General features: G+C 48.6%; 30 protein-coding genes. 25 read left to right on the top strand and 5 right to left on the bottom strand.

Going from position 1 to position 25,562, the window contains the following annotated elements; all coding sequences use genetic code 11:
* Positions 1-41 precede the first annotated feature (41 nt).
* Positions 42-608, top strand: a complete 567-nt coding sequence (locus PJK55_RS07975) for a LysE family transporter (RefSeq protein ID WP_271305781.1) — start codon at positions 42-44, stop codon at positions 606-608.
* 48 nt (positions 609-656) lie between these two features.
* Here PJK55_RS07975 and pruA read toward each other — a convergent pair whose 3' ends face one another.
* Entirely contained in the window at positions 657-2,201 is a 1,545-nt protein-coding gene (pruA, locus tag PJK55_RS07970; protein WP_271305369.1) for an L-glutamate gamma-semialdehyde dehydrogenase, read from the bottom strand.
* Between the two features lie 171 nt (positions 2,202-2,372).
* Between pruA and PJK55_RS07965 the strand changes: the two genes are divergently transcribed.
* From PJK55_RS07965 to PJK55_RS07955, 3 genes are all read left to right on the top strand, one after another.
* Positions 2,373-3,176: a hypothetical protein gene (locus PJK55_RS07965; protein WP_271305368.1), complete on the top strand. Its 804-nt coding sequence runs from the start codon at positions 2,373-2,375 to the stop codon at positions 3,174-3,176.
* A gap of 13 nt (positions 3,177-3,189) precedes the next feature.
* On the top strand, positions 3,190-3,627 hold the full coding sequence (gene bcp / locus PJK55_RS07960; RefSeq protein ID WP_271305367.1) for a thioredoxin-dependent thiol peroxidase: 438 nt from the start codon (positions 3,190-3,192) through the stop codon (positions 3,625-3,627).
* A 342-nt stretch (positions 3,628-3,969) separates the two neighbouring features.
* Positions 3,970-5,331, top strand: coding sequence for an alanine/glycine:cation symporter family protein (locus tag PJK55_RS07955; protein ID WP_271305366.1), 1,362 nt, complete (start codon positions 3,970-3,972; stop codon positions 5,329-5,331).
* Between the two features lie 40 nt (positions 5,332-5,371).
* On the opposite strand, the gene PJK55_RS07950 is transcribed toward PJK55_RS07955, so the two are convergent.
* Entirely contained in the window at positions 5,372-7,075 is a 1,704-nt protein-coding gene (locus PJK55_RS07950) for a methyl-accepting chemotaxis protein (RefSeq protein WP_271305365.1), read from the bottom strand.
* A 216-nt stretch (positions 7,076-7,291) separates the two neighbouring features.
* On the opposite strand from PJK55_RS07950, the gene gatC reads away from it, so the two are divergent.
* From gatC to PJK55_RS07905, 9 genes are all read left to right on the top strand, one after another.
* Entirely contained in the window at positions 7,292-7,582 is a 291-nt protein-coding gene (gatC, locus tag PJK55_RS07945; protein ID WP_012727041.1) for an Asp-tRNA(Asn)/Glu-tRNA(Gln) amidotransferase subunit GatC, read from the top strand.
* An 11-nt stretch (positions 7,583-7,593) separates the two neighbouring features.
* Entirely contained in the window at positions 7,594-9,036 is a 1,443-nt protein-coding gene (gene gatA / locus PJK55_RS07940; RefSeq protein WP_271305364.1) for an Asp-tRNA(Asn)/Glu-tRNA(Gln) amidotransferase subunit GatA, read from the top strand.
* A 12-nt stretch (positions 9,037-9,048) separates the two neighbouring features.
* Positions 9,049-10,479, top strand: a complete 1,431-nt coding sequence (gatB, locus tag PJK55_RS07935; RefSeq protein WP_271305363.1) for an Asp-tRNA(Asn)/Glu-tRNA(Gln) amidotransferase subunit GatB — start codon at positions 9,049-9,051, stop codon at positions 10,477-10,479.
* A 63-nt stretch (positions 10,480-10,542) separates the two neighbouring features.
* Positions 10,543-11,541, top strand: a complete 999-nt coding sequence (locus PJK55_RS07930) for a diacylglycerol kinase (RefSeq protein ID WP_271305362.1) — start codon at positions 10,543-10,545, stop codon at positions 11,539-11,541.
* Between the two features lie 55 nt (positions 11,542-11,596).
* A complete protein-coding gene (gene rlmD / locus PJK55_RS07925) occupies positions 11,597-12,958 on the top strand; it encodes a 23S rRNA (uracil(1939)-C(5))-methyltransferase RlmD (RefSeq protein ID WP_271305361.1) in 1,362 nt (453 codons plus the stop codon).
* A gap of 72 nt (positions 12,959-13,030) precedes the next feature.
* Positions 13,031-13,624, top strand: a complete 594-nt coding sequence (locus PJK55_RS07920) for a dihydrofolate reductase family protein (protein ID WP_271305360.1) — start codon at positions 13,031-13,033, stop codon at positions 13,622-13,624.
* Complete coding sequence (locus PJK55_RS07915; RefSeq protein WP_271305359.1) at positions 13,621-14,154, top strand: GNAT family N-acetyltransferase; 534 nt, start codon at positions 13,621-13,623, stop codon at positions 14,152-14,154. The genes PJK55_RS07920 and PJK55_RS07915 overlap by 4 nt, the downstream gene beginning before the upstream one ends.
* A 10-nt stretch (positions 14,155-14,164) precedes the next feature.
* The gene (locus PJK55_RS07910; protein WP_271305358.1) at positions 14,165-14,617 is read left to right on the top strand and encodes a hypothetical protein; all 453 of its coding nucleotides are present in this window, start codon (positions 14,165-14,167) and stop codon (positions 14,615-14,617) included.
* Between the two features lie 132 nt (positions 14,618-14,749).
* Positions 14,750-15,190 carry a hypothetical protein gene (locus PJK55_RS07905; protein WP_271305357.1) on the top strand — a complete coding sequence of 147 codons (441 nt, stop codon included), beginning with the start codon at positions 14,750-14,752 and terminating at the stop codon, positions 15,188-15,190.
* Here PJK55_RS07905 and PJK55_RS07900 read toward each other — a convergent pair.
* Positions 15,182-15,709 (bottom strand): AAA family ATPase, encoded by a 528-nt coding sequence (locus PJK55_RS07900; protein WP_271305356.1) that lies wholly within the window; start codon positions 15,707-15,709, stop codon positions 15,182-15,184. The two genes, PJK55_RS07905 and PJK55_RS07900, sit on opposite strands and share 9 nt — an antisense overlap.
* A 103-nt stretch (positions 15,710-15,812) precedes the next feature.
* Entirely contained in the window at positions 15,813-16,757 is a 945-nt protein-coding gene (locus PJK55_RS07895; protein WP_271305355.1) for a DUF5692 family protein, read from the bottom strand.
* Positions 16,758-16,958: 201 nt separating this feature from the next.
* Here PJK55_RS07895 and PJK55_RS07890 point away from each other — a divergent pair, with 201 nt between their 5' ends.
* The 11 genes from PJK55_RS07890 to PJK55_RS07840 all read left to right on the top strand — a co-directional run bounded on the left by PJK55_RS07890 (position 16,959) and on the right by PJK55_RS07840 (position 24,025).
* Positions 16,959-17,573, top strand: coding sequence for a TetR/AcrR family transcriptional regulator (locus tag PJK55_RS07890; protein WP_271305354.1), 615 nt, complete (start codon positions 16,959-16,961; stop codon positions 17,571-17,573).
* Positions 17,574-17,657: 84 nt separating this feature from the next.
* Complete coding sequence (locus PJK55_RS07885; protein WP_442899505.1) at positions 17,658-18,650, top strand: tRNA dihydrouridine synthase; 993 nt, start codon at positions 17,658-17,660, stop codon at positions 18,648-18,650.
* 97 nt (positions 18,651-18,747) lie between these two features.
* Positions 18,748-19,815 (top strand): glycoside hydrolase family 5 protein, encoded by a 1,068-nt coding sequence (locus PJK55_RS07880; protein WP_271305352.1) that lies wholly within the window; start codon positions 18,748-18,750, stop codon positions 19,813-19,815.
* 112 nt (positions 19,816-19,927) lie between these two features.
* Positions 19,928-20,251, top strand: a complete 324-nt coding sequence (locus tag PJK55_RS07875; RefSeq protein ID WP_271305351.1) for a PadR family transcriptional regulator — start codon at positions 19,928-19,930, stop codon at positions 20,249-20,251.
* A complete protein-coding gene (locus PJK55_RS07870) occupies positions 20,248-20,784 on the top strand; it encodes a DUF2812 domain-containing protein (protein WP_271305350.1) in 537 nt (178 codons plus the stop codon). Before PJK55_RS07875 ends, PJK55_RS07870 begins: the two co-directional genes overlap by 4 nt.
* 23 nt (positions 20,785-20,807) lie before the next feature.
* Positions 20,808-20,978 carry a hypothetical protein gene (locus tag PJK55_RS07865; RefSeq protein ID WP_224861835.1) on the top strand — a complete coding sequence of 57 codons (171 nt, stop codon included), beginning with the start codon at positions 20,808-20,810 and terminating at the stop codon, positions 20,976-20,978.
* A gap of 114 nt (positions 20,979-21,092) precedes the next feature.
* Positions 21,093-21,635 (top strand): RNA polymerase sigma factor, encoded by a 543-nt coding sequence (locus tag PJK55_RS07860; RefSeq protein ID WP_271305349.1) that lies wholly within the window; start codon positions 21,093-21,095, stop codon positions 21,633-21,635.
* Complete coding sequence (locus PJK55_RS07855; protein ID WP_271305348.1) at positions 21,632-22,381, top strand: hypothetical protein; 750 nt, start codon at positions 21,632-21,634, stop codon at positions 22,379-22,381. The genes PJK55_RS07860 and PJK55_RS07855 overlap by 4 nt, the downstream gene beginning before the upstream one ends.
* A 33-nt stretch (positions 22,382-22,414) precedes the next feature.
* Positions 22,415-23,065 (top strand): SIMPL domain-containing protein, encoded by a 651-nt coding sequence (locus tag PJK55_RS07850; RefSeq protein WP_214874698.1) that lies wholly within the window; start codon positions 22,415-22,417, stop codon positions 23,063-23,065.
* A gap of 8 nt (positions 23,066-23,073) precedes the next feature.
* Positions 23,074-23,502: a hypothetical protein gene (locus PJK55_RS07845; RefSeq protein ID WP_271305347.1), complete on the top strand. Its 429-nt coding sequence runs from the start codon at positions 23,074-23,076 to the stop codon at positions 23,500-23,502.
* Between the two features lie 55 nt (positions 23,503-23,557).
* The gene (locus PJK55_RS07840) at positions 23,558-24,025 is read left to right on the top strand and encodes a flavodoxin family protein (protein ID WP_271305346.1); all 468 of its coding nucleotides are present in this window, start codon (positions 23,558-23,560) and stop codon (positions 24,023-24,025) included.
* A 49-nt stretch (positions 24,026-24,074) separates the two neighbouring features.
* On the opposite strand, the gene PJK55_RS07835 is transcribed toward PJK55_RS07840, so the two are convergent.
* A complete protein-coding gene (locus PJK55_RS07835) occupies positions 24,075-24,707 on the bottom strand; it encodes a hypothetical protein (RefSeq protein WP_271305345.1) in 633 nt (210 codons plus the stop codon).
* A 386-nt stretch (positions 24,708-25,093) separates the two neighbouring features.
* Between PJK55_RS07835 and PJK55_RS07830 the strand changes: the two genes are divergently transcribed.
* Positions 25,094-25,492 (top strand): hypothetical protein, encoded by a 399-nt coding sequence (locus PJK55_RS07830; RefSeq protein WP_271305344.1) that lies wholly within the window; start codon positions 25,094-25,096, stop codon positions 25,490-25,492.
* The last annotated feature ends 70 nt before the right edge of the window (positions 25,493-25,562 follow it).

Below are 25,562 nucleotides of genomic sequence, written 5' to 3'. Positions count from 1 at the left end.
ATTAGATTTATTATGATTCAAGGAGGCAAAAAAACTTGAATATGATTTCCTTAATTGCATTTCTAATCATCTCATCCATCACTCCTGGTCCAAGTAACATACTGATCATGAATGAAGTTCGCCAATATGGTTTCAAGAGGGCGATACCGTTTGTGAGTGGGGTTTTGTTTGGATTTGCTTGTTTAGGTCTGTTGAGTAGCCTATTTACTGTACAACTTAGTGCTATCTTGCCGATTATGATTCCTTATTTAAAATTGGTTGGGATCGCCTATCTATTGTTTATGGCATATAAAATTGCAAAGTCAAATATGACTCCTGCGAATACGTCAAAAGAAAAATCTTCGTTTATGAGTGGTATGTTTATTCAACTGATTAACGTAAAAAGCATATTATTCTTTTTGACCGTATGGGTAACATTTGTTCTTCCGTATACATCGACTTCAATTCCGATGTATCTCGTCTTTTTAAGTGTAGGGATTGGATGGGGCGCTTTACTGTTATGGGCTGGACTTGGTCACGTTTTTAAACGTTTATTTGAACAGTATGATCGTCCGTTTCGGCTCGTCATGTCGCTTAGTTTGGTGTATACCGCAATCAGTATAGTATAAAAAGAGTCACAGATCTCTACGTGAGATCTGTGACTCTTTTCGTCATATTTAGTATGTTTCAGATGTCGTCTTCGCTTGCATGTGGAGTTGGATGTAATCCGGTCCACCTGCTTTTGAATCCGTTCCTGACATGTTGAATCCACCGAACGGCTGGTAGCCGACGATTGCGCCTGTGCAACCACGGTTGAAGTAAAGGTTACCAACGTGGAAGTTTTGGCGAGCGAACTCTTGGTTTGCGCGGTCACGCGTAAGCACTGCACCTGTCAAGCCGTATTCTGTGTTGTTCGCGATGTCGATCGCTTCTTTGAAGTCTTTCGCTTTTGTGAAGGCGACGACTGGTCCAAAGATCTCTTCTTGCATGAGACGTGCTTTCGGGTCGACGTCTGCGACAACCGTCGGCTCGATGAAGTAGCCTGTTGAGTCATCGGCGTTTCCACCTGCGACGATGCGTCCTTCTTCTTTTGCCACATCGAAGTACGATGTGATTTTCTTGAAGGCTGCTGCGTCGATGACCGGTCCCATGAAGTGTTCGTTCTTCTCTGTGTTTCCGACAGAGAGTTCGTTCGTGAGTTCGACGACGCGGTCAAGTACCGTATCATAAACGCTGTCGACGATGACGGCACGTGAACAAGCTGAACATTTCTGACCTGAGAAACCGAATGCCGATTTGACGATCGATTGTGCTGCGAGTTCGAGATCCGCTGACTCGTCGACGACGATTGTATCTTTTCCGCCCATCTCTGCGATGACGCGTTTGAGCCAGATTTGACCTTCGTTCAACTTAGAAGCTCGTTCGTTGATGCGGAGTCCCACATCACGCGATCCTGTGAAGCTGATGAAACGAGTTTTTGGATGGTCGACAAGGTAGTCTCCAACTTCTGCACCAGGTCCTGGGATGAAGTTGAGGACACCTTTTGGAAGACCTGCTTCTTCCATCACTTCGACGAATTTTGCAGCAACGATTGGTGTCGTTGAAGCTGGTTTCAAGAGAATCGTGTTACCGGCAACGATTGCCGCAACGGCTGTACCGGCCATGATTGCGAACGGGAAGTTCCATGGGCTGATGACGATCCCGACCCCGAGTGGGATGTAGTCATAACGGTTGTATTCGCCTGGACGACTCTCGACTTTCTTACCAGGTTTGAGTTCGAGCATCTGACGTGCATAGTATTCCATGAAGTCGATCGCTTCTGCCGTGTCCGCATCTGCTTCGTTCCATGGCTTACCTGCTTCTTTGACGAGATAAGCTGAGAACTCGTGCTTGCGTTTACGGACGATGTTCGCTGCTTTGAACAAGACGTCTGCGCGGACGGCTGGGTCGACGTGGCGCCATGAGTCAAATGCTGTGAGTGCTTCTTGCATCGCACGTTCTGCGAGCTCTTGGTTTGCTTTTGAGACGCGACCAATCACTTCTTCTTTGTTCGCTGGGTTGTAAGACGTGATTTTACCTTCCGTCGTAACCTTTTCCCCACCGATTACGAGCGGATAGTCTTTCCCGAGCTCACCGTTCACTTTCTCGATTGCCGCTTGGATCGCATCGGCATTCTCTTTTTGTGTAAAGTCTGTGAATGGTTCATGTTTGTATGGAATCATTCTCGTTCCCCCTTAAAGTGATGTTGAGCGTTAAAGCGCTTACGTCTGTATTGTATCGAAATTATCGTAGAAATCCTAGTGAAACAATTTTCCAGAAATACATGCCATTGGAGCGACGATTCGAGACATGGTAGGATGGGGGAGAACACGGCTTTAGAAAGGACGAACAACATGAAAAAATGGCTCATTCTGCTCCTCCTCGTCTTCACGCTTGGCGCATGTGGGAACGATGAAGAGACGGTTGTAGAAGAAACGAAACGCGCATTGCCTGACGCCGTCACGGAAGTGTATGCGGATTATCAAACCGCGCTCGAGTCAGGCGATGCCGAGGCGCTCGCAGCCATCGACTATGCGGGTCGATTGACTGACATTCCGGCGACCGGTGCCGTCACGCGTCAGCTTGCCCCGGGGGACATCTATGAGAGTTGGGTCAACGAGGACGAAGACGTGGCGTTTCTCGTCCATGAAATGGTCGACCAAGACGGCAATCCGCTCCCGAACCGGCTCAGTAAAGTCGCTGTGAAAGAAGGCGACGACTGGTCGCTCGTCATCACGCCGACTGCGTTACCAGAGGAGGTCATCGCCGAAGTCGGGGAACTCCTCATCGGGATACAGGCAAACGAATATGGGGTCAACACAGAAGCGAACGCGCGTCTTGCAGGGGTTCCGGAAGATGAGGCAGGACCGATCTATGACCGAGTCAACGCCCAGACCGACTATACGGCGCTCGAGGCGGACAATAACGTTTTTCTCTTGATGGCAGAGACGTTGACGGTCGAAGAGAACCAAGCCATCATGGCCGATTACTTTAAGGCGTATGAGACATGGTACACCGACAATGAAGAGACGCTTCGAAAAGCGGCCGCCACTGAAGATCCAATCGAGTATATCGAAGTACTCGATCCATTAAAGACAAAATTAGAGGAAGCGATCGATGGTTTTGACGAACAACTCGTCGACCCGTCGTTCGGTTAAGGAGGAAAAACAGATGCTCGCACCTACATTTTCATTACCGAACCAAAATGGAGAGACGGTCTCACTGGAAGATTATTTAGGCAAGAAAGTCGTTTTGTATTTTTATCCTCGTGACTCGACACCGGGTTGCACGACGGAAGCGTGTGATTTCCGTGATGCGATGCCGAAGATGGAAGGCGCGGTCGTCATCGGGATTTCAGCGGATAGTCAAAAGAAACACCAAAACTTTATCGCGAAGAATGAGTTGCCGTTCGACTTGCTCGTCGATGAGGAACACGAAGTGTCTGAGTTGTACGGTGTCTGGCAATTGAAGAAGAATTACGGGAAAGAGTACTACGGTATCGTCCGTTCAACGTTCCTGATCAACGAGGACGGCTACATTCAAGAAGAGTGGCGTAACGTCAAAGTAAAGGGACACGTTGAAGAAGTCGTGTCTGCTATTCGTTCGTAAAATGAGCTAAAGCGGTATTAGACTGTAGACAATATAGGTCTACAGTCTTTTTTGACCAAGTACAGGCACGGAGCTGCATCGCTTTCTCATCGAGAAATAGTCTCTTGATCAACGATTCGTATGGATTGTGAAATCACTGCTTTTGGATTCCAAGATATATTACAATCATATTTCGAAATAAATTTTAAGAAGCTCTTAAGAACAAGGGTTTAGGGAAAATATTACAATTATATAACGTGTTGAAAACGCTTTCTTTAGGTGGCGTACCTTGACTCGATTGTGAATGTTCTGAAAAATATAGGGAGAGCGCTCAAATCAAGAACGTAGGAGGAGAGCAACACAGTGAATCAAATTGAAAGTTGGCTGTCGAGTTTATCAAATCTCGTGTGGGGGCCACATTTATTAATCTTACTTGTCGGGACTGGAATCTTCCTGACCGTCCGTCTCGGCTTTATTCAAGTGACGAGGCTTGGTGTCGGCTTGAAAGAGGCCTTTATTCCAAAGAATGAGAAACCGAAGAAGAAACAACGTGGGGACATCTCGCATTTCCAGGCATTGATGACGGCATTGGCGGCCACGGTCGGTACCGGAAACATGGTCGGTGTCGCGACGGCAATCGTCCTCGGGGGACCGGGCGCAGTCGTTTGGATGTGGTTATCCGGTTTTGTCGGAATGGCGACGAAATACGCGGAGGCCATCCTGGCGGTCAAATATCGTGTCGTTGATGAACGAGGTGAAATTGCCGGGGGACCGATGTATTACTTAGAACACGGGCTAAAGAAAAAATGGCTCGGCATGTTGTTTGCCTTATTCGCATCAGTCGCAGCCTTTGGGATTGGGAACGGGGTACAGACGAACTCAATCAGTCTCGCCTTGAACAACTCGTTCAACGTCCCAATGGTTGTGACAGGAATCGTCATGATGGCGGTAACAGCGTTTGTCATTTTAGGTGGCGTTAAATCGATCGGAAAAGTCGTCGGGATCTTCGTCCCATTCATGATTTTTGCTTATGTCGGAAGCGGGCTCGTGATTCTCATCATGAACTTTGAATTGGTACCGGGTGCCTTATCGACGATGTTCTCGAGCACATTCAGTGCCGAAGCCATTGGTGGGGGTGCGTTAGGTGCCGCGATTCGCTACGGGGTCGCGCGCGGTGTGTTCTCTAACGAGGCAGGACTTGGATCTGCACCGATTGCGGCCGCGGCAGCGAAGACCGATTTCCCGGGACGACAAGCACTCGTCTCGATGACACAGGTGTTGATCGATACGCTCATCGTTTGTTCAATTACCGGACTCACGATTGTCATGGGTGGTCAATATACGGAAGGGCTCGAAGGGATTGCCTTGACGCAAGCGTCGTTTGCTTATTTCTTAGGACCAATCGGTGAAATCATCGTGACGATCTCACTCGTCTTCTTCGCCTATTCGACCGTCCTTGGCTGGTGTTATTACGGGGAACGCTCTGCATATTATTTACTCGGGGAAAAAGTGATCGTCCCGTATCGTGTCCTCTATATTTTAGTCGCAGGACTCGGTGCGATGACGACGAATTTGAATTTGATTTGGTCCATCTCGGATGTGTTCAACGGTCTCATGGCGATTCCGAACTTGATTGGACTCTTGTTCCTGTCAGGTGTCGTCGTCGCCGAGACAAAACGATTCGAACTCGAACGTAAAAAAGAAGCGGCGCAATCTGTCGCCTGATCAGAAAACCCGCCGAACAGCACGTGTCGGCGGGTTTTTGTCATACCTTGAATTGTCGAATCAATGAATCGAGTTCTTCCATCTTTTGTTGTGACTGTTCGGTCGCTCGGTTCAATTCAGCGAAGCGATCGACGGACATCGTCACTTTTTCAGCTATTTCTTGCGTCCCAAGAGCACCATTATTGACGGTCGTCGCCACGTCTTGAATGACGCCGATCATGTTCGATGTCAATAGCTCAAGTTCACCCGCGGCAGCGGCAAACTCGGTCGCCGTCGTCTCGAAACGTCCCGCGTCCTCGCTATATTGACCGGCCGCCTCCTCGAGTTGATCATAGTCTTTCAACACGTTCGTATCGAGGAAGTGAAGCATCTGACCTGAGCTCTCATTCAAATGATCGACCGAATGTAGGACAGTCGTCGAGATGGCTTGGATACGTTCTACGGTCGCCCGGCTCGTCTCGGCAAGTTTTCGAATCTCATCAGCAACAACGGCAAATCCACGACCGGCCTCACCGGCACGTGCTGCCTCAATGGAAGCATTGAGGGAAAGCAGGTTTGTTTGAGCGGCGATGTCGAGAATATCGTTCGTGAGTGTTGCGATTTCACGGACGGCTTTGGCGTCTTGCATCGCTTTTTCTAAGTTCGTGCGTGTCGACTGCAGAACGCTGATGGCGTTCTCTTTTGCTTCCACCGCATGCGACTTCAGAGAGAGGGCGCGTTCATCAATCTGTTTGGCTTCAACTTTTCGCTCATCAGCCATCGTCACGATATGATGAATCGTCCGTTCCATATCCGACGCAGACGCGTTCATCTCTTGCGCGCTCGCGGCTGTCTGTTGCATGCCCGCGGTCAAGTCTTCGGTTGTCGCCGCGGTCGTCGTCATATACGTATCGAGTTCTTTCAATTCTTCATACATATGGTTGGATTGTTTCGTCACGCCTGTTGTCACATCGTTCACTTGCAAAATCAACTGACGTAAGTTGGCGATGAACTGATTGAAGTCACGCGCGAGTCCTGCGAACTCGTCACGACGTTTCACGGGAATCGACGTCGTCAAATCGCCTTCGCTCGTTGCGAGTTCGTGCATCTTCGTCTTGAACTCTTTGAGTGGTTCAAAGATCGAACGGAAGATGAAGAGCATCATGAGAATGGTCATGACAGCCGCGACCCCGAGAACGATGAGAAGTGTCAGCTGGACCTGTTCAAACATCTTAGCCGCTGCAGCTGTGTCCGTTTGAATTTCTTCACGGTTCAAGTTGACGAGAAGACCGAGAGCGTTCGAAAGGGTATCCGCGCTTGCGGTAGCCGTATCACGAATATATTCTTCCGCAGCTCCTTCACCTTCTTCATTTGAAATACGGATGAGTTCGGTCATGACAGTCTGAAAGTCGTTCCAGTTCGCACTAGCTTGGTCGAAGAGCTGTTGATCCTCTTCCATAATAATTGTCGCTTCATAGCCATCCATCCGCTGTTCTAAAATCGCAACGGATGCTTGAATATCTCGCTCGATATTTTGTTTCGTCACCGCATCGTCGACGAGGGCGTGACGAATGAGGTGGCGTCGAATTTCGAGCAATTGTTTATCGACTTGATGAATTTGGTCCATCCCCGGTACCCAGGAGACGGTCATATCTTCTTGAGCCGCTTTTGAGGCGTTCAAGGCATACCAAGAGTAACCGCTTACACCGAGAAGTAAAACGAACATGATGCTGAAAGCGGTGATCAGTTTATTTCGGATCGACATATGATTCCTCCTTAACGAATCGTTTCTATACATAAGCATAATCAGAATCGCACTCCGACCGTATAGCTGATTTGGAAAGCGGGTCAATATTCGGGGAGGATTCCCCTAGTTTGATAAAAATGAGACAATTTAGAACGAGATAGATTTCCTTTTTTGTCTTATGAAAAAGTGGTATGATAATGAACGATGTATTGAAAACTGTTGGAGGTGGGAATTTTGGCTCGTATTACAGAAGCTGAAGTTCGGCACGTCGCCGGACTTGCCCGACTTGCGATCACGGATGAAGAAGTGACGCACTTCACGGAGCAATTGACAAAAATTCTCGAGTTCGCCGAGCAACTCGATGAGCTGGATACAACGGGCGTCGAACCGACGACCCATGCCCTAGATTTGAAAAACGTACTACGCAAAGACGAGGTTCGTCCATCGCTTCCACGTGAGGAAGTCGAACGGATGGCACCTGACTGGGAGAACGGTCAAGTCCGTGTCCCTGCGGTCTTTGAGTAAGGAGGCCTTTCATGAGTTTATTTGACCACGGTGTAGCGAAGCTGCATACGCTATTAAAAGAAGGCGAAGTCACGGTCACGGACCTCGTCAAAGAGTCGTTCGACCGGATTGAAGCGACAGATGACAAAATCGGTGCGTTTTTGACGCTCAATGAAGATGCGTTCGAGCAAGCGAAACGCATGGATGAGCTCGCCAAAACATCAGAAGACCCGCTCTTCGGGATTCCAATCGGTGTGAAAGATAACATCGTCACAAAAGGGATGCGCACGACATGTGCCTCGACGTTCCTCGAGAACTTCGTCCCGGCCCACGATGCGACAGTCGTCGAGCGTCTTCATGACGCTGGTGCCGTCACAATCGGGAAGTTGAACATGGACGAGTTTGCAATGGGTTCATCGAACGAGAACTCGGCGTTCAAACCGGTCCGTAACCCATGGGACGCGACACGTGTACCAGGAGGTTCTTCAGGCGGTTCAGCGGCATCGGTCGCAGCTGGACAAGTCCTCTTTAGCCTCGGTTCGGATACGGGTGGTTCGATTCGTCAACCAGCCGCGTATTGCGGTGTCGTCGGGATGAAACCGACATACGGTCTCGTCTCACGCTTCGGCCTCGTTGCCTTCGCGTCTTCACTTGACCAAATTGGTCCGCTCACGCGTACCGTTGAAGACAATGCTTACTTATTGAATACGATTGCGGGACACTGTGACATGGATTCGACGTCAGCCGAGGTTGAGGTGCCGGACTATACGGCAGCGCTCAACCAAGATTTGACGGGGATGAAGTTCGCCCTTCCAGAAGAGTTCATGGCAGAAGGCGTCGCGCCTGGTGTCCGCGAACAGATTGAAAAAGCGATTGAGACGCTCAAGTCTCTCGGTGCGACGATTGAGACGGTCTCGATTCCGTCTGTGAAGTACGCGCTCTCGGCTTACTACTTGCTCGCCTCATCGGAAGCCTCTTCGAACTTGGCTCGTTTCGACGGCATCCGTTACGGACGTCGTGCCGAAGCGGACACGCTCGACGAAGTGTTCACGTATTCGCGTGAACAAGGTTTCGGTGACGAGGTCAAACGCCGGATCATGCTTGGGACGTATGCGCTCAGCTCTGGTTATTACGATGCGTTCTATAAGAAAGCACAACAAGTCCGTACCCTCATGAAGCAGGACTTCGCGAAAGTGTTCGAAGAGTACGATGCCATCGTTGGACCAACGGCACCGACGACAGCGTTCAAACTCGGCGAACAGCTCGACGATCCGCTCACGATGTATGCGAACGATATCATGACGATTCCGGTCAACTTGGTCGGTATCCCGGCGATCTCGGTCCCGGCAGGTCTTTCAGAAGGTCTTCCGGTCGGTCTTCAAATTATCGGGAACTACTTTGATGAATCAACACTTTACCGCGTGGCCCATGCTTTTGAACAAGCAAACGGCGGTTTCAAGATGCCACAGCTCTAAGGAGGACGTACGATGAACTTTGAAACGATCATCGGGATCGAGGTGCACGCCGAGCTGAGCACGAAGTCGAAGATTTGGTGTGGCTGCTCACGCACTTACGGTGCCGAAACGAATACACAGACGTGTCCGATTTGTCTCGGACACCCGGGCGTCTTGCCTAAATTGAACGAAGAAGCGGTCAACCTCGCCATCAAAGCGGCGATGGCACTCAACTGTGAGATTGCGACAGATACAAAATTTGACCGTAAGAACTACTTCTACCCAGACACGCCAAAAGCGTATCAAATCTCGCAGTTTGACAAGCCGATCGGTTCAAACGGCCACGTCGATGTCGAAGTCGATGGCGAGATGAAACGATTCCGCATCGAGCGCGTGCACTTGGAAGAAGATGCTGGGAAGATGAACCACACGGGCGAGAAGCACTCGGTCGTCGACTTCAACCGGACCGGCTCACCGCTCATCGAGATTGTCAGTGAAGCAGATATGCGTTCACCAAAAGATGCGGTCGCATACCTCGAGCGTTTGAAAGAGGTCCTTTCGTTCGCTGGCGTCTCGGACGTCAAGATGGAAGAAGGGTCGCTTCGCTGTGACTGTAACATCTCGGTCCGTCCATACGGGCAAGAGAAGTTCGGGACGAAGACGGAGCTCAAAAACTTGAACTCGTTCTCGAACGTCTTGAAAGCACTCGACTTTGAAGAGACGCGTCACCGTAAATTGCTTCTCTCAGGTGGCGTCATGCGTCAAGAGACGCTCCGCTACGACGAAGCAGCGAAAAAGACGATTCTCATGCGTGTCAAAGAAGGGGCAGCGGACTACCGCTACTTCCCAGAACCGGACCTCGTCCGTCTCGAAATCGATGAGGCGTGGAAAGAGCGCATTCGCGCGACGATTCCAGAGATGCCGGCAGCACGTCGTGAACGCTACATGAGCCAATACGGTCTCTCGGCATACGACGCGAAAGCTCTCACGTCGACGCGTGAGTTCTCGGACTTCTTCGAAGCGACGACAGCGGCTGGAGCTGAACCGAAGGCAGCAGCGAACTGGCTCATGGGTGAAGTACTCGGTCACTTGAACAAGTCGAATGAAACGGTCGAAACGATGAAGTTGACGCCAGAAGCACTCGCAGAACTCATCCGCTTGATCGCGGAAGGGACGATTTCATCGAAGATTGCGAAGCGTGTCTTCACAGCGATGATGGAAGAAGGCGCAGAGCCGAAAGCGTATGTCGAAGCGAACGGTCTCGCCCAAATCTCGGACGAGAACTTGCTCCGCGGCTACATCCTCGAATTGTTCGAGGCGCACCCGCAAATGATCGAAGACTTTAAGAACGGGAAAGACCGTGCGAAAGGCTTCATCATCGGGCAAATCATGAAACAGACGAAAGGGATGGCGAACCCGGCACTCCTCGATGGCTTGTTCCACGAAGAGATCGCGAAACGCTAAGCAGGCGGCGAGACACTTGTGTCTCGCTTTTCGCTCGAGTTGAGCACAGGGGAGAGAATCAATATGCAACGGAAACGTGCGCGGGTCATTTATAACCCGACATCTGGTAAAGAAGTGATCAAACGGGAACTCCCGTACATTTTGAACCGCCTCGAGGATGCGGGTTATGAGACGTCGACGTATGCGACGAAAGCGATTGGTGATGCCACGCTCGAAGCAAAACGGGCCTCAGCGGCCGAGTTCGACCTCATCATCGCCGCAGGTGGAGACGGGACATTGAATGAAGTCATCTCAGGGCTCGCACCGCTTGAGAATCGTCCGACAATCGGTCTCATTCCGGTCGGGACGACGAACGACTTTGCCCGGGCGATGCGGATTCCACTGAGCGTCGTCGGCGCACTCGACGTCATTTGTGACGGGTTCGAGATGCCGGTCGACCTCGGTGAGATCGAAGGCGAGAAAGGTGATATCCACTACTTCATCAATATCGCCGGCGGTGGAATCATGACCGAGCTCTCGTATGAGGTGCCATCGAAGTTGAAGACGGCACTCGGACAGCTCGCGTATTACGTGAAAGGAATGGAGAAACTGCCACTCATCAAACCGACGTACATCGAACTCGAGCACGATGAAGGGACATTCCAAGGCGAGGTCATGGTCTTCCTCACATCGAACTCGAATTCAGTCGGTGGATTTGAAAAAATCTCACCGCACGCGTCGTTGAATGACGGGTTGTTCGACTTGTTCATCCTTCGGAAATGTAACTTGTTTGAATTCATCCATGTCGTCCGTCTTCTCCTCCGCGGGGAACATTTGTCGAGCCCACTCGTCGAACATGTGAAGACGAGCCGCGTCCAGATGAAGACGACCGAGCCGATGAGTCTGAACATCGACGGGGAGTATGGCGGGGAGTGCACAGGTGAGATGCGGAACTTGTTCCGTCACTTGACGGTGCTCGCACCGAACGCCCGGATCCGCGAGATGGAAGATTTGAATGCACAATATGAACGCGAACAGATGATCAAGCAATTGTTCAATGTTTCGCTCGATAAAGCAGAGTGAAAAGATAGGAATGACGACATCAGTCATTCCTATTTGCAATGGAAGGAGCATTCGTATGCTACCAGTGAAAAAGAATGATCGTCTCGATGTCCACGTGCACGACTTGACCCATGAAGGAGCGGGTGTGGCGCGTGTCGATGGCTATACGTTGTTCGTCCCGAACGCGTTGCCAGGAGAGACGATCGAAATCGTCGTGACGAAGACGAACAAGCAGTACGGGTTCGCCCGATTGTTGAACGTGAAAGAAGCGAGTGCCGACCGTGTCGAGCCACCGTGCCCGATCTTTTATCAATGTGGCGGCTGCCAGCTACAACACTTCAGCTATGAAGGACAACTTCGCCAAAAACGGGAACGCGTCGTCGATGCGTTGAAGCGTCTCGGCCAGTTCGATGTACCGGTCCATGACACGATTGGCATGCCAGAACCTTGGCGCTACCGCAACAAGGCACAAGTCCCGTTCAAACAAGAAGGAGACCGTCTTGTCTCGGGCTTCTATCGTCCTCGTTCGCATGACATCGTCGAGATGAACGAATGTTTGATTCAAGATGAGCGTAATGACAAGGCGATCCAAGTCGTCCGTGATGTATTGGACGCACGAGGCGTGCCGGCGTATGACGAGAAGACAGGACGTGGGGTCATACGTCATGTCATGGCCCGTTACGGGTACCATTCGGGTGAACTCATGATCGTTCTCATCACGAAAACGACGAAACTAAAAGGCGTGAATGAGATTGTCGCGGACATCGTCGAGCGTCTCCCAGACGTGACGTCAATCATGCAAAACGTTAACCCGGACAAGACGAACGTCATCCTCGGGGCGACGAACAAGTTGCTTTACGGACATGAGACGATTGAGGATAAAATCGCAGGACTCACGTTCACGATTTCCCCACACTCGTTCTTCCAAGTCAACCCGGTCCAAACGGAGAAGCTATACGGGAAGGCACTGGAGTACGCACAGTTGTCAGGAACAGAACAGGTCGTCGATGCGTATTGTGGCATCGGGACAATCAGTCTCTTCCTCGCTCGGAAGGCGGCTCATGTGTATGGTGTTGAAGTCGTACCGGAAGCGATTGAGGATGCGAAACAGAATGCGCTTGTCAATGAGATGAATAACGTGACGTACGCATGTGGAGCGGCCGAAGATGTGCTCCCACAGTGGAAGAAAGATGGCGTGAATCCGGACGTGATCGTCGTCGACCCGCCACGTAAAGGATGTGCCGAGTCATTCCTCGAAACGATGGTCGAGATGGGACCGAAGCGAATCGTATACGTCTCATGCAACGTCGCGACCCAAGCGCGCGATATGCGTTACCTCGCCGACCGTGGTTATCGATTGATGGAAGTGACACCGGTCGACATGTTCCCGCATACGGCGCATGTGGAGACGGTGGCATGGATGGAGAAAGTAGAATAAGATGAATGTATGATGCCTTCGATTGATTCAATCGGGGGCTTTTTGTGCAAACAGCCGAAAGGGGAGTTGGAGATGAGAAAAATCATTGTTCTGGAACATCTGTCGTTAGACGGTGTCATTCAAGCGCCTGGTGGAATAGAAGAGGACATGAGTGGGGATTTCATGCATGGAGGGTGGACGAAGTCGTTTTCAAGTCAAGAGCTCGGAATTTGGATTCGAACGCAGATGCATAGTGAGTTTGATCTGTTGCTTGGTCGAAAAACGTATGATCAGTGGGCGAGTTATTGGCCAAAACATGATGACATTTGGCCGGAAGCCAACCGTGCAATAAAATATGTAGTTACGCGGCAATCAGAGGATGCACGATGGAAATCAACGACGTTTCTGACAGACCCGGTCGAATCATTGAAACGACTCAAACAAGAGGACGGACCGGATTTACATGTATGGGGCAGCAGTGAGCTCGTACACACGTTACTCGCGAACGACCTCATCGATGAATACCGATTGATCATGTATCCGATTATCATTGGTTCCGGAAAACGTCTTTTCCCAGATGGAAACATCTTGCCACTTCAACTTGATGTAGTCGAGCACCAGCTGATGCCGAACGGAGTCAGTATCGTCCGCTACGAACGTATTCAGCAAGATGGAGAGGGGCTATGAGAATCGAGCAACACCTCGAGATAACCCTTTCAGAATCGATGGATACGGAACTGATTGAGCTATTACAGCATTCATTTCCTTCCATTTATCCGAATCGTCGCTACTTTAAGCAATTGCCCCATCTTCGGCTTATTGCGTATGAGGATCAACGAATCATTGGGCAAGTCGGATTAGATTTTCGTGTGATGAATATGGATGGAACTCCGATTCACGTGCTCGGCATCATCGATTTATGTGTGAGGGAAGAAGTTCGGGGACGTGGCGTTGGACGGGCGCTAATGGAAAAAGTCATTGCGCTCGGGGAAGAGTACTCAATCGATTTTCTCTTGTTGTTCGCAGATCGACTAGACCTTTACGAGCGAATTGGATTTCACGCTGTATCGAATACATGCACATGGCTTCAAATCAATGACGAGAATCAAACGACACGCGGGATTGGGGAGGCGTCATTCGAAGAATTTATGGTTCGATCGGTCGGGGATAAGCGATGGACGGAAGGGAAGCTCGATTTGCTCGGATATTTATATTAGGAGGATCTAGATGAATCTTGAACAAGTGTCAGACATGTATGAGGCGTATGCACAAAAAATTGGTGACCGGAAACAAGTGTACGAAACGATTGCAAGCACCTTCGACGGGAAGCGGGCGCTTTATCCTGGAAGTCACGTCATCTATGTCGACAGTTTCAAAGGGACGATTCGTTTCTTCAAGAACCTCGAAATAGTACAGGAATTGGTGAATGAACGAAAAGAATATGATGAGCCGTGTACCATTGGATTCTTTGGTCAGGATTATACGCAGCCGCTCGACATTGAACCGGTCGATTTGATCATCTCGCAATATGCTGGATTTGTTGGTCAGGCAACGAAGGACTATTTGAAGCTGGGCGGCATCTTGCTCTGCAATGATAGTCACGGGGACGCGACGTTGGCACGATTTGATGAGACGTTCGAATTGATTGCGGTCATGAGTAGTACGAATAAAATCGATTAGACGGGACTCGACGAGTATTTCCAATTGCCAAAAGGGAAAGACGTCGATATCGCAGAAGTGAAGAAGACGATGAAAGGTCCTCGATATACGAAACAAGTGGAGAATTATGTGTTTCAGAAAAGGAGGGATTGAATGAAACAATATACGATGCGAAACCGAAGCGTCCCGATTTCCTTACATGACGCTGTCATCACGGAAGTGACCGTCATGGGTTCGACCATCCGTCTCGTCTTTGAAGATGGGATCCGTGATTTGTTTAAGAAAGAAGCGGTGTGGACAGGACGTGCCACCGTGACGATTCCGAACGTAGATCGAGATTCTTCTTCCGTTACACGCTTTGGTGAATCGACCTATTCGGTGTGTCCAATCGGGCAACTCGGTCAGTTCGTCAAAAACGGACGGTTCGAGATTGTCGACGAGTTGTATGGTTATCGTCAGCTGTTATTCCGTTGCATGTGGTTGACGGATACGACATGTGAGACGGTGGAGTTGAATCTCTCCCATGCAAGCGAGCTCGTCATCCAATGGGAAGACGAACCCGTGGAACAAATGTATGAATCTGAATCACTTTAAAGAAAGCGTAAGTCCAACATGCTGAGCGACTGCTCTCGCGACATCTTGTTTTGATTGAGAATCCGTTACAATTTTTTCTGCATGGATGTCAGATTCGAATGCGGATTGGCAGCGGTCGATTTGAGATTTCCCCCAAGAGTTGAACCACTCGAATCGTTTATTCAATCGTTTCACGAGTGTCCGTCGATTTGCTTCGAGAATGATATGTCGTACATCGACGCCTTCCCGTTGAAGCCGTCCGATGATTTCATCTACATACGTTGCGTCAACGAGTGTCATCGGAACGAGGATAACCCCATCAAAGGACGTTGCGATTTTCAAAAGCATTCGATAATTGAACTCTCGCCATTCCGGGTGATGTTGAAAATCAGGCTGTTGGAGGCTCTCTGGTAATTGATCCCGAATAAAAAATCCAGCCTGCTCCGGGTCATAGAGAAATGCGTTCGGCAGTTGTTTCTGAAGTATATTAGCACATGTGGTTTTGCCTGAACCGAAAGCGCCGTTGATCCACAAAATCATTGTCATCATCCTTTCGTGTTTATATTCTCTACGATTACAATGGAGTCCTATAAAAAACACCCCATAGTAACGGAATTCGAATTCCATCTACTATGGGGTGTTGTCATGCTGTCTTTGGATTAGGCGATTCTGTTTCACGTAATGCATCGACTCGCTTGTATTCTTCGGTATCGGTCCAGAGCTCGTCTTTCAACGGGTTGAGACGTCGTTTAACAATACGTGACACCTGCATGACGGCGAGCACGACGTTGAGGACAAGACTGATGAGTGCGAGTGTCCAGTTCGCTGCTGGATTATACGAGACACTCATGTTGAACGTACTGCCGACCGCAAAAAAATAAGGGAAGGTCATGACCCACATCATCCAAATCGATAGTGTCTGGGCACGGTTTTGCATCCATGTCCCTTTCGCCCAAAGAAGAGCAGGAATCGTTGCGGCAATGTTCAAGGCGAAGCCGGAATAGAATGCATTGCCCGGTGCACAAGAGTAGACGTAGGAGATGTTCCAAATACCATACGCGATGATCCACAGTTTCGTCTGGTCTGGCCAAATCATATCGACTCGTCTACCGGACGTCGCGAAGATACCGAACCATCCGCAAATCGTGAGGATGTTCAAAATCCCGGCGAAGGCGTTGATATAGTTCCAACCACCGGAGATGTAAGTCATTCCATCGACGACTCCATCAAATCCCATGAAGCCGACTTGAAACTCCCGAATGACGGCCTCCATGATATTGATGGCAAGAATAGCCGGGACGAGTACTAAATACCATGGATGTTTCTTATGGTAGTTTGTGAAGCGGATGACCATGTAGATGAGTGCGCCGGCGAGTGCCGAGTACACCTTCACCCAGTGGAACCAGGATGTAATTTCGGAATCGACGACAAACAACCAGACCGGGGTCAATGCAATCGGTAACGCCATGAACATGAGTTGACTCGCCCGTTTTCCAGAGCGGACGAACTCGTTCAAACCCATCAAAAGACCAAGTACGACGAACCACATGACGACGTTATACCAAGGAATCGACTCGAAGAAAAACATAAAACGACACTCCTTTCCGAAATGAAATGACCAGAAATAAATGCAATGACTAAACATACCGAACGTTCGTTATGTTTATGTGAAAATTGTAACAATGTATTGGGAGCGTTGTCAATCTGAGTTGGTAGCTCACAAGGAAGTGTCGAAAGTTCGCCACATCATTATGATATAATGAGCGATGAGAACAGAGGAGGGTGCTAGATGATGATGAACGAAGGGAAGTTAAAAATCTTACAAGCCGCGCGTGAAATCATCGTCGAACAAGGCATCAAAGGCACGACGCTTCGAGGAATCGCAGAGCGAGCCGGATTCAGTACGGGCGCGATTTATCATTACTATACGTCCAAAGAAGCGATTCTTTATGACGTAATGGATGAGGGGCTTGGAGAAGTCAAACGCATTGAGACCGTTTCCCATGACGATCGAAAAGAGGCGGCGGTGATCATCCAAGAAATCTACGAAGGCATGCAGGAGCGCCTTCAAAAAGATGCGGAGAGCCGACTCCAGTTTTATCTTGCCCATGAAGCGATGATTGGGAATGAGGACATTCAACAGAAATTCAAAGAGAAGTATGAAGACTGGATCATACGAATTGAGGCGATTTTTGTACGAGCCTATGGTGTCGAACAAGGACCGATGACTCGGGCGGTCGCCACGTGGACGATGGCCGGAATTGATGGAATGGTCCTCCAGACGCTACTCCGGACGGGAACGATCGAACTGGAATACACGAATCGTGTGCTTCATTATTTGTTGACCGAAGGATTCCCACACTTTTTTCAGCTCATTCGTTCGAAAGAAACGAATCATGAGTAATGTCAGTTGATACAATCCGACAGACATAATAGAATAGATGAGTGATTTTGTTGGACTGTATGGATGAAAGGAACTGATTTTACGATGAAAGAAAACTTTTGGCGCGACCTTCCGCGTCCATTCTTTATACTTGCCCCGATGGAAGATGTGACCGATGTCGTCTTCCGTCATGTCGTCGCTCATGCGGGACGCCCGGACGTCTTCTTCACAGAATTTGCGAACTCGGACAGTTATTGCCATCCTGAAGGGAAAGGCAGCCTTCGTGGCCGTTTGACATTCACGGAAGACGAGCAGCCGATGGTCGCCCACATCTGGGGAGACAATCCGGAATATTTCCGTCAGATGAGTATCGGTATGGCCGAGATGGGCTATAAAGGTCTCGACATCAACATGGGTTGCCCGGTTCCAAACGTTGCAAAACGAGGAAAAGGGAGCGGACTCATTCTCCGTCCTGACGTTGCGGCTGAGCTCATTCAAGCGGCGAAAGCCGGCGGCATCCCGGTCAGTGTCAAGACGCGTCTCGGTTTCGCGAAGCTCGACGAGTGGCGCGACTGGTTGACGCATCTCTTGAAACAAGACATCGCCAACTTGTCGATTCACTTGCGCACGCGCAACGAGATGAGTAAAGTCGACGCGCACTGGGAGATGATCCCGGATATCGTGAAGTTGCGTGACGAGATTGCACCGGATACGCTCATCACCATCAACGGAGATATCCTCGACCGTCAAATGGGACTCGAGCTCGTTGAGAAGTACGGGGTCGATGGTGTCATGATTGGTCGTGGTATTTTCAAAAACCCGTTCGCATTCGAGAAAGAGCCGCGCGAACACTCGATGGAAGAACATCTCGATCTATTGCGTCTGCAACTGGACCTTCAAGACAAATTCCAAGAAGACGTGCCACGTTCGATTTCGAACTTGCATCGTTTCTTCAAGATTTATGTCAAAGGATTCCGCGGGGCGAGCGAACTCCGTCATAATCTGATGGAAACGAAATCGACGGACGAGGTACGGGCGTTGCTTGATGCCTTCGTCGAGAAATATCACGAAGAAGAGGCAGCGCTGGCTGCCGAATAAGCTTATTGGATACGAGGCGTACTCGTATCTTTTTTTTGCAGGAAAAGTTATTTATGGGACGAATGAGAACAGGAGAGTGAAAAAGGGAGGAAAGCAAATGCTACACGTTCAAGGACAACATTTAGTCAATGCGGCAGGAGACGTTGTTCGGTTGCGTGGTTTCACGTTGACGGCTTTATATTGGGAGCCGACACAAGTAGTTACGGAACTGTATCCAACGGACGAGCCATATCGTGTCATGCGAGAAGTAGGAGCAAATGCCGTGCGTCTCACGTTCCATGCTCGCCTGATTGAACGTGAACCGTTTTTAGAGGAAACAGCCGGCCTTGAATGGTTAGATCGACAACTTGATTTCGCTCAAGCGAACGGGTTGTACGTCATCCTTTGCCTAATTTTGCCGCCGGGAGCGGACTGGATGGACGATCGTCCAGAACCCGATTATTCACTTTGGAGCGATCTCTCGAAACAGGAACGATTTCGTTGGATTTGGCAGACGTTACTGACACGTTATAAAGGAACGACACGTGGTGAGGCGATAGCAGCGTTCGATTTATTCAATGCTCCCGCCACAATCGATGGGACTGGAGAAACATATCGTCAATTACTTCAGTCGACTGTGAACGAACTACATGCTCTCGATTCGAAACGTATTTTCATTGTCGCGCCATGTTATGGTACGGATGGTATGAAACACGACGGCCTGTTGAGAGACTGGATTTTGCTGGATAACCCGAATGTGATGTATGACCTTCACTTTTACGATCCTTTTTCGTATACGCATCAGTATGCGGAGTGGGTTGGTGTTCATGAAGAAGGTGGCGTTTATCCGGATCGTTCTCTTTTAGAGCCTACACTTGCAGGTTATATGCCACGCTGTCGGTCATATCTTGCTAAACAGCTCGAACCGCTTCTTCAATTACGAGTGATGCATGAGGTCCCGATTTTCATCAGCGAGTTCGGTTTGATTCATCATTGTTTTGAAGATGGGCGAGGTGGTTTGGCTTACGTGAATGATGTCATCACATTATTAAATGAAGCGGGCATTGGATTTACGTATTGGGACTTTCAGTCGACAGTCATGGGACTGTTTCGTTCAGATGCTCAATCATCGCTTATGCAATCGGATCAACAACGTGATCTTGCCCTTACATTATTTAAAACATGATCCTGTCTGCAATGGATGCAGACAGGATTTTATTGATTTTTTGACCAAAATAGGATAATTTTAATATATCGGATGACGATATAACGAAACACGATATAAAGGAGAAGGATACGTGACACAACAGTCGAATACAGGCGCACTAACCGAGGCGGTTTATTATATATTATTGTCCCTTCAAGTTCCGAAGCACGGGTACGGCATGATGCAGTTTGTCCAGGAGTTGAGTCATGGGCGAGTTCATCTCGCACCCGGTACGTTATATGGGGCTCTCAGTAGTTTGGTTGAAAGAGGTTGGATTCAAGCACTTGAAGGAACGGGACGGAAAAAAGAGTACGAAATCACCGATGCTGGTCGAGAAGCACTTCAGATTGAATTAAAACGATTGGAAGAATTGGTGCGGCACGGTCATGAGTGGACAAAGGAGTTGGACACATGAAGACGAAAACGGTCTATCGCATATTTGTTGATTATGAGAAGGAAGAGAAATGGCTCAATGAGATGGCTCAAACCGGATGGGCGCTCGAATCCTTTCGTTTGATGCGATATGTGTTCAAACAAGTCGAACCTGAGACGTACACGTATCGAATCGAATTGTTATCCAACTTACCTTCGCACCCCGAGTCGAAGGCGTATATGGCATTCCTGGATGAAGTGGGCATCGAAGTGGTCGACACGTCGTATCGGTGGATCTTCTTACGAAAACGAACGAGTGACGGGCCGTTCCAATTGTATTCGGATTTTGACTCGATGATTCAGCGAGAAAAACGAATCATCCAACTGTATGGCGCAGTGGGACTCGCCAACTTTGTTGTGGTGGTAGCGAATTTTTCCAATCCATATGCGCAGTGGACCATCTTATTGAACATAGGTGTCGTCGCGATGTTGGCCTATGCCGTCCAGCATCACACACGAAAAGTCAGGACACTAAAAGGTCTTAAAGCAATTGGAGAGATGAAGTCGTCAGATTGAGCGGATGGGTAAGGAGGAGCAAGATGGATTCACGAGAATGGAAGGACTGTATCATTTGTTTTGGATTGATTGCGGGGACAACACTCGGTGTAATCCTCTCGTTTTTCTTCGATATACAGCTGACATACGGCATCGCGAGCGGAGCGATGGTTGGCTATATCGGAGGACTTGCCGTATCGATTTGGAAGAAATAATGAATAAGATGAACATTCCTCGTCTCGATGACGAGGTTTTTTTGATAAATTGTGACGGATGATATGAGATTGGGATCTATAGGTATAGAGGGGTTATACGAAGGGGGTAACTGGATGGATGACCAGGTCATCATCGATTGGTACTGGGAGCGATCGGAGTATGCGATTGTCGCGACGAAGAAGAAATACGGAAGCTATTGTCATCGTGTTTCCTATAACATTCTACAAAATCATGAAGATACGGAAGAGTGTCTGAATGATTTATATATGAAAGCATGGGAATCAATTCCGCCGACACGTCCGTTTCGACTCGGGGCGTATTTGACGAAGATTGTTCGGAATCTTTCATTGCAACGCTATAAGAAGAATCATGCGAAAAAACGGGGTGGTGGACAAGTACCACTCGTCTATGAAGAACTAGAACATGTCCTCACGATGTCGATGAAAGACGAAGATATCGTCGACCTGTTAAATGCATTTCTTGCAGACCTTCCTCGACAGACGAGAATGATGTTCATGCAACGTTATTTTTATCTTCACTCGATTCAAGAAATTGCGAAGAACCATCAACTCGGGGAGAGCCATGTCAAAATGACGCTGAAGCGAACGCGTGATGCGCTACAGCGAGCGCTTGAAGCAGAAGGGATTCGCGTATGAAGAATGAACAGTTGCTTCAACTAATTGGGGAAGTGGATGACCGCTTTATAGAGGAATCCATGATGATAGAGCGAAGACCTTATCGACGATTCAAATGGGGGGCAGGACTGGTACTCGCCACCGCTGCGGGATTCATGCTCTTCACATCGAATATCTGGAATGAACGTATGCCGCTATCCACGGATTCGACGGCAAACTCGGTTCATATCGTTGATGAATCAGAAATAAGGCAAGGTACTTCCCAGGAAAACTTGATGGACATGACAGAGGATGAACTCTTTTCGCGGTGGAGTCCGGTCGTGATCAGAGGAACGGTCTCGAACATCCAGCACATTGAGATTGATTTCAACGGGGAGACCGAATATCAGTCCCTCATCACGATCCATGTGTCAGATGTGTATCGGGGGGATGTGCAAGTCGGGCAAGAACTGGTTGTTCGTGCCGATGCAATCGGAGGAATGGAACAGACAGAGCATACGAGCGTCATTTCACACGTACGTCAAGGGATGGAGGGCATCTTTATGCCGATTCCATATGATGACGAATTCATCTGGGAACAAAACGAGGCCACGCTTCGACTGAAAGATATTGCGGATTACGGTTTTCCGGACGGGGAACATTATCTGTTTTTAGATACTCCGAATGGATTGTTGTTTGAGCGGGACGCCTATCCGTCATTGCAAGATATGCATTCTTTAGATGGAATAGAACGTTGGATGATCTCACGATTCAATGCATCAGAATAATCTACATCTCATATAATTAGGAGGGTGAACGATATGGAACGTACGATTACGGTAAAAGGAACAGGAAATGTCTCGTCTCGACCAGATTTGATTGTGATTCATATGGACCTTGTCACAAAAGCACCACGATATGAAGAGACGATGACTGAGGCAGCGAACGCCGTGGCGCAGCTTCAAAAGGCCATCGTGCGCGCAGGATTTGAAAAGAAGGACCTGAAGACGAGTGATTTTTCGATCGACACGGAGTATGAAAGATATCACGATAAACATAACAATTATCGGTCACGCTTTGTCGGTTATGTCTGCAAACAGAAGACGAGACTCGAGTTTCCGCTAGATACGTCCAAACTGTCTGATGCCATCGAACAAATCAGTCAATCCCGGGCGAATCCAGTGCTATCGATTCGCTTCACGATGAAAGACCCGAACGCGATTGAAGATCAGCTGTTAGTGAACGCAGCGGAAAATGCAAAGAAACGAGCGGAACTTCTCGCAAATGGAGCAGGCGCAACGTTAGGAGACTTGCTTCAGATTGACTACACGTGGGGAGAGATTCACGTATTCTCACCAACGAGCGTCCTCTATAGTCAGGACGTCGTCTATTCCGAATCACGGATGCCAGAAATCGAACCGGATGACATTGATGTGAGCGACACTGCCACGTTCGTCTGGAGTCTCAAATGAGGCAATCCATGATCCTGACTCTTTTCGCTATATCGATTGCGCTTCCTGTATCCGCACTTTCCTACGCATATATATTTGTCGTGTTCGACCGAAATGCATATGAAGTGCTTGATACGATAATAGATGAGGATTCGCTCGGTGACGTGATTGGTGAAGTAGAAACAACGGTCAACGATGAGACGGGACGTTACTACGGGAATGCTTCGAACGGATATCCGATCGGGACGGTGTATCGTGAAGTCGTCGGGGAGCCCGTTGAAGACGTCATTGCGGTCGAGGACGGCTCGGAATGGAAACGGGCGGAATACCGATTCGAAGCACCCTACCACACGCGCGACTTTGTCACATTCTTCGGCTATATCTTGCTCGTACTCGGTGTTGTTATGGTGAGTTGGACACTCTTCAAGCGAAGTTCGCTGTACAAAAAAGATGCATGAACGAACATTGGAATGGGAAGGAGATAAAGAGACGTTCGGCAAAGGGGGATTCATCATGAACATTTTGATTATCTTTGATTCGTTGTATGGTCATACAGAAAAGATTGCCCATGCGATGCAGGAAGAACTTTCGAAAGAGCATGAGGCACGCATGGAACATGTGTTGAATATCGGTCTGAGTGACTTGGCGCACGTCGACCTTGTCGTCATCGGTTCACCGACACATGGGGGTTATGAGACGGAAGACATTAAAGTGTTTCTAGACGGTATCTCGGACAATGCCCTTCGCGGGAAGCGGACGGCAGCGTTTGATACGAGTGTCATCAAAGAGAAGCAAAATCCGATTCTCGGTAAAATCATCGACTGGTTCGGTCATGCGGTCAACCGTGTCGAAGGGGAAATGATTGAAAAAGGCGCAACGAACGTTCAGAAAGAATCGTTCTTAGTTGACGGGGAGACGGAGATGCTTAAGAAAGGCGAGCTCGAACGTGCGAAAGTATGGGCACGGGAGTTGGTGAATTGAAAAAGAGAGATCGCTAATCACGTTAGCGATCTCTCTTTTTGTAATCTATTCAATACACTTGTTCTGCATTAATTAACGGTACTGTAATGTCCCATCCGGCTTGTGAGGTATAAGTGTAATCACCGACTACATAACCATCAATCGTTACGACGTCATCCGTAAAGAAATCTGTCAGTTCAGGATAATAAAGCATGATAATATCATTTGGACTCCATCCATATGAAGTTTGTGTAACGGCTAGACGAATGGTAGAACCTTCGCCGTCTTCCTGGATCTGTACAATTTCGCCTTTAAATCGAACTGCTTCACCCGCATAGCGATCCGCACCCTTGTTTAGATGTTTGAACTCGATTGTAGAGTTTGCGAATGATTCTTCTTTTTCTTTTGCTTCCTGTGCTTCGCGTTTTTTACGTTCAGCTTCCTCAGCTGCCGCTTGCTTCGCCTCTTCTTCCGCTTTCCGTTTTGCCTCTTCCGCAGCTTCTTGCTTTTCTTTTGCTTCTTTTTCAGCTAATGCAACTTTTTCCTCTTCTGTCAGTTCTGGCTCTGGTTTCTCTGCTTTTGCATCTTCTTCTGCAACCGCTACTTCAGAAGAAGATGCAGTCGGCTCAGTCGGCTCAGTCGGTAAGAAAATCATCAATGCGATAAACCCGATAACGAATGATCCAATTGCTGAAAAGGCCATCTTTCGAGTGGATCCCTGTCGAAGAATCAATTTAGCAAGAGGATACAGTCCTGCTAAGAAAATAAGACCCGTAAAGAATAACCCATCAGATATTGCACCAAATCCAAAAAATAATAGAATTACGCCAAAAGCGATATAAAGACCACTTAACAATTTTTTCAACATAACGAAAAATCAACTCACTTCTTTTTAAAATTTATCAAACCCAACAGTTACCCACTGTACTATATCCAAATAAGAATATGGGAAAAATACCATAAATTATATTAATAAATCGTTCGACAGAGTAAGAAAAATGTCGAATAGGACAAGTAAGTAATATTTATTGGCTTCAAAAAACGGGTAAGTACTAAGTATTCAATTCTTTAGAAAGGGAGCTGGTTGTGATGAAAAAAATGGAACGTGATGTGTTCGTCGGATGGATGGTCGTCTTGCTCGTTATTTTGGTGCACTTCCTCATCACCGTCTCTCTCGGAAACTCATACTTTGCCGAGTCCTCACTCAATCGCATGTTGTGGCTCTCGAGTTTCCCAGCATTTCTGATTGCTTTCGTCGCAGCCTTTTTCCAAAAAACGAATACGATTCTCCTAGCGGTTCGCCGTGGATTGTTGTGGACCGTCGAGTTGATCGTCGCGTTCACGGTCCTCGCCTGGGTGTTCCGTTCGTTTGAAGGATTGTATGCGAACGCGGGTCTCTATTGGTTATTCGGTGCCGTCTTGATTGGGCCGATCTTCTACGTGATGGCGTTCCGGCGTCAACATACGAAACGAATCCGAACGCCTTGACTTAAAACGTCTCCTCTTTCAGGAGGCGTTTTTAGATTGTCGTAGGATGGGAATGGAGTATAGAGAAAAG

It is taken from the genome of Exiguobacterium sp. MMG028, from assembly GCF_027947425.1.
GTDB classification, from domain to species: Bacteria; Bacillota; Bacilli; order Exiguobacteriales; family Exiguobacteriaceae; genus Exiguobacterium; species Exiguobacterium aestuarii_A.
This window is presented reverse-complemented; position numbering and strand designations above follow the sequence as displayed.

Excerpts from the sequence above, each read along its gene's own strand:
- PJK55_RS07975 (WP_271305781.1), top strand. The coding sequence starts at position 42 with ATGATTTCCTTAATTGCATTTCTAATCATCTCATCCATCACTCCTGGT.
- pruA (WP_271305369.1), bottom strand. The coding sequence starts at position 2,201 with ATGATTCCATACAAACATGAACCATTCACAGACTTTACACAAAAAGAG.
- PJK55_RS07965 (WP_271305368.1), top strand. The coding sequence starts at position 2,373 with ATGAAAAAATGGCTCATTCTGCTCCTCCTCGTCTTCACGCTTGGCGCA.
- bcp (WP_271305367.1), top strand. The coding sequence starts at position 3,190 with ATGCTCGCACCTACATTTTCATTACCGAACCAAAATGGAGAGACGGTC.
- PJK55_RS07950 (WP_271305365.1), bottom strand. The coding sequence starts at position 7,075 with ATGTCGATCCGAAATAAACTGATCACCGCTTTCAGCATCATGTTCGTT.
- gatA (WP_271305364.1), top strand. The coding sequence starts at position 7,594 with ATGAGTTTATTTGACCACGGTGTAGCGAAGCTGCATACGCTATTAAAA.
- gatB (WP_271305363.1), top strand. The coding sequence starts at position 9,049 with ATGAACTTTGAAACGATCATCGGGATCGAGGTGCACGCCGAGCTGAGC.
- PJK55_RS07930 (WP_271305362.1), top strand. The coding sequence starts at position 10,543 with ATGCAACGGAAACGTGCGCGGGTCATTTATAACCCGACATCTGGTAAA.
- rlmD (WP_271305361.1), top strand. The coding sequence starts at position 11,597 with ATGCTACCAGTGAAAAAGAATGATCGTCTCGATGTCCACGTGCACGAC.
- PJK55_RS07920 (WP_271305360.1), top strand. The coding sequence starts at position 13,031 with ATGAGAAAAATCATTGTTCTGGAACATCTGTCGTTAGACGGTGTCATT.
- PJK55_RS07915 (WP_271305359.1), top strand. The coding sequence starts at position 13,621 with ATGAGAATCGAGCAACACCTCGAGATAACCCTTTCAGAATCGATGGAT.
- PJK55_RS07910 (WP_271305358.1), top strand. The coding sequence starts at position 14,165 with ATGAATCTTGAACAAGTGTCAGACATGTATGAGGCGTATGCACAAAAA.
- PJK55_RS07905 (WP_271305357.1), top strand. The coding sequence starts at position 14,750 with ATGAAACAATATACGATGCGAAACCGAAGCGTCCCGATTTCCTTACAT.
- PJK55_RS07900 (WP_271305356.1), bottom strand. The coding sequence starts at position 15,709 with ATGATTTTGTGGATCAACGGCGCTTTCGGTTCAGGCAAAACCACATGT.
- PJK55_RS07895 (WP_271305355.1), bottom strand. The coding sequence starts at position 16,757 with ATGTTTTTCTTCGAGTCGATTCCTTGGTATAACGTCGTCATGTGGTTC.
- PJK55_RS07890 (WP_271305354.1), top strand. The coding sequence starts at position 16,959 with ATGATGATGAACGAAGGGAAGTTAAAAATCTTACAAGCCGCGCGTGAA.
- PJK55_RS07885 (WP_442899505.1), top strand. The coding sequence starts at position 17,658 with ATGAAAGAAAACTTTTGGCGCGACCTTCCGCGTCCATTCTTTATACTT.
- PJK55_RS07880 (WP_271305352.1), top strand. The coding sequence starts at position 18,748 with ATGCTACACGTTCAAGGACAACATTTAGTCAATGCGGCAGGAGACGTT.
- PJK55_RS07870 (WP_271305350.1), top strand. The coding sequence starts at position 20,248 with ATGAAGACGAAAACGGTCTATCGCATATTTGTTGATTATGAGAAGGAA.
- PJK55_RS07865 (WP_224861835.1), top strand. The coding sequence starts at position 20,808 with ATGGATTCACGAGAATGGAAGGACTGTATCATTTGTTTTGGATTGATT.
- PJK55_RS07860 (WP_271305349.1), top strand. The coding sequence starts at position 21,093 with ATGGATGACCAGGTCATCATCGATTGGTACTGGGAGCGATCGGAGTAT.
- PJK55_RS07855 (WP_271305348.1), top strand. The coding sequence starts at position 21,632 with ATGAAGAATGAACAGTTGCTTCAACTAATTGGGGAAGTGGATGACCGC.
- PJK55_RS07850 (WP_214874698.1), top strand. The coding sequence starts at position 22,415 with ATGGAACGTACGATTACGGTAAAAGGAACAGGAAATGTCTCGTCTCGA.
- PJK55_RS07845 (WP_271305347.1), top strand. The coding sequence starts at position 23,074 with ATGATCCTGACTCTTTTCGCTATATCGATTGCGCTTCCTGTATCCGCA.
- PJK55_RS07840 (WP_271305346.1), top strand. The coding sequence starts at position 23,558 with ATGAACATTTTGATTATCTTTGATTCGTTGTATGGTCATACAGAAAAG.
- PJK55_RS07835 (WP_271305345.1), bottom strand. The coding sequence starts at position 24,707 with ATGGCCTTTTCAGCAATTGGATCATTCGTTATCGGGTTTATCGCATTG.
- PJK55_RS07830 (WP_271305344.1), top strand. The coding sequence starts at position 25,094 with ATGAAAAAAATGGAACGTGATGTGTTCGTCGGATGGATGGTCGTCTTG.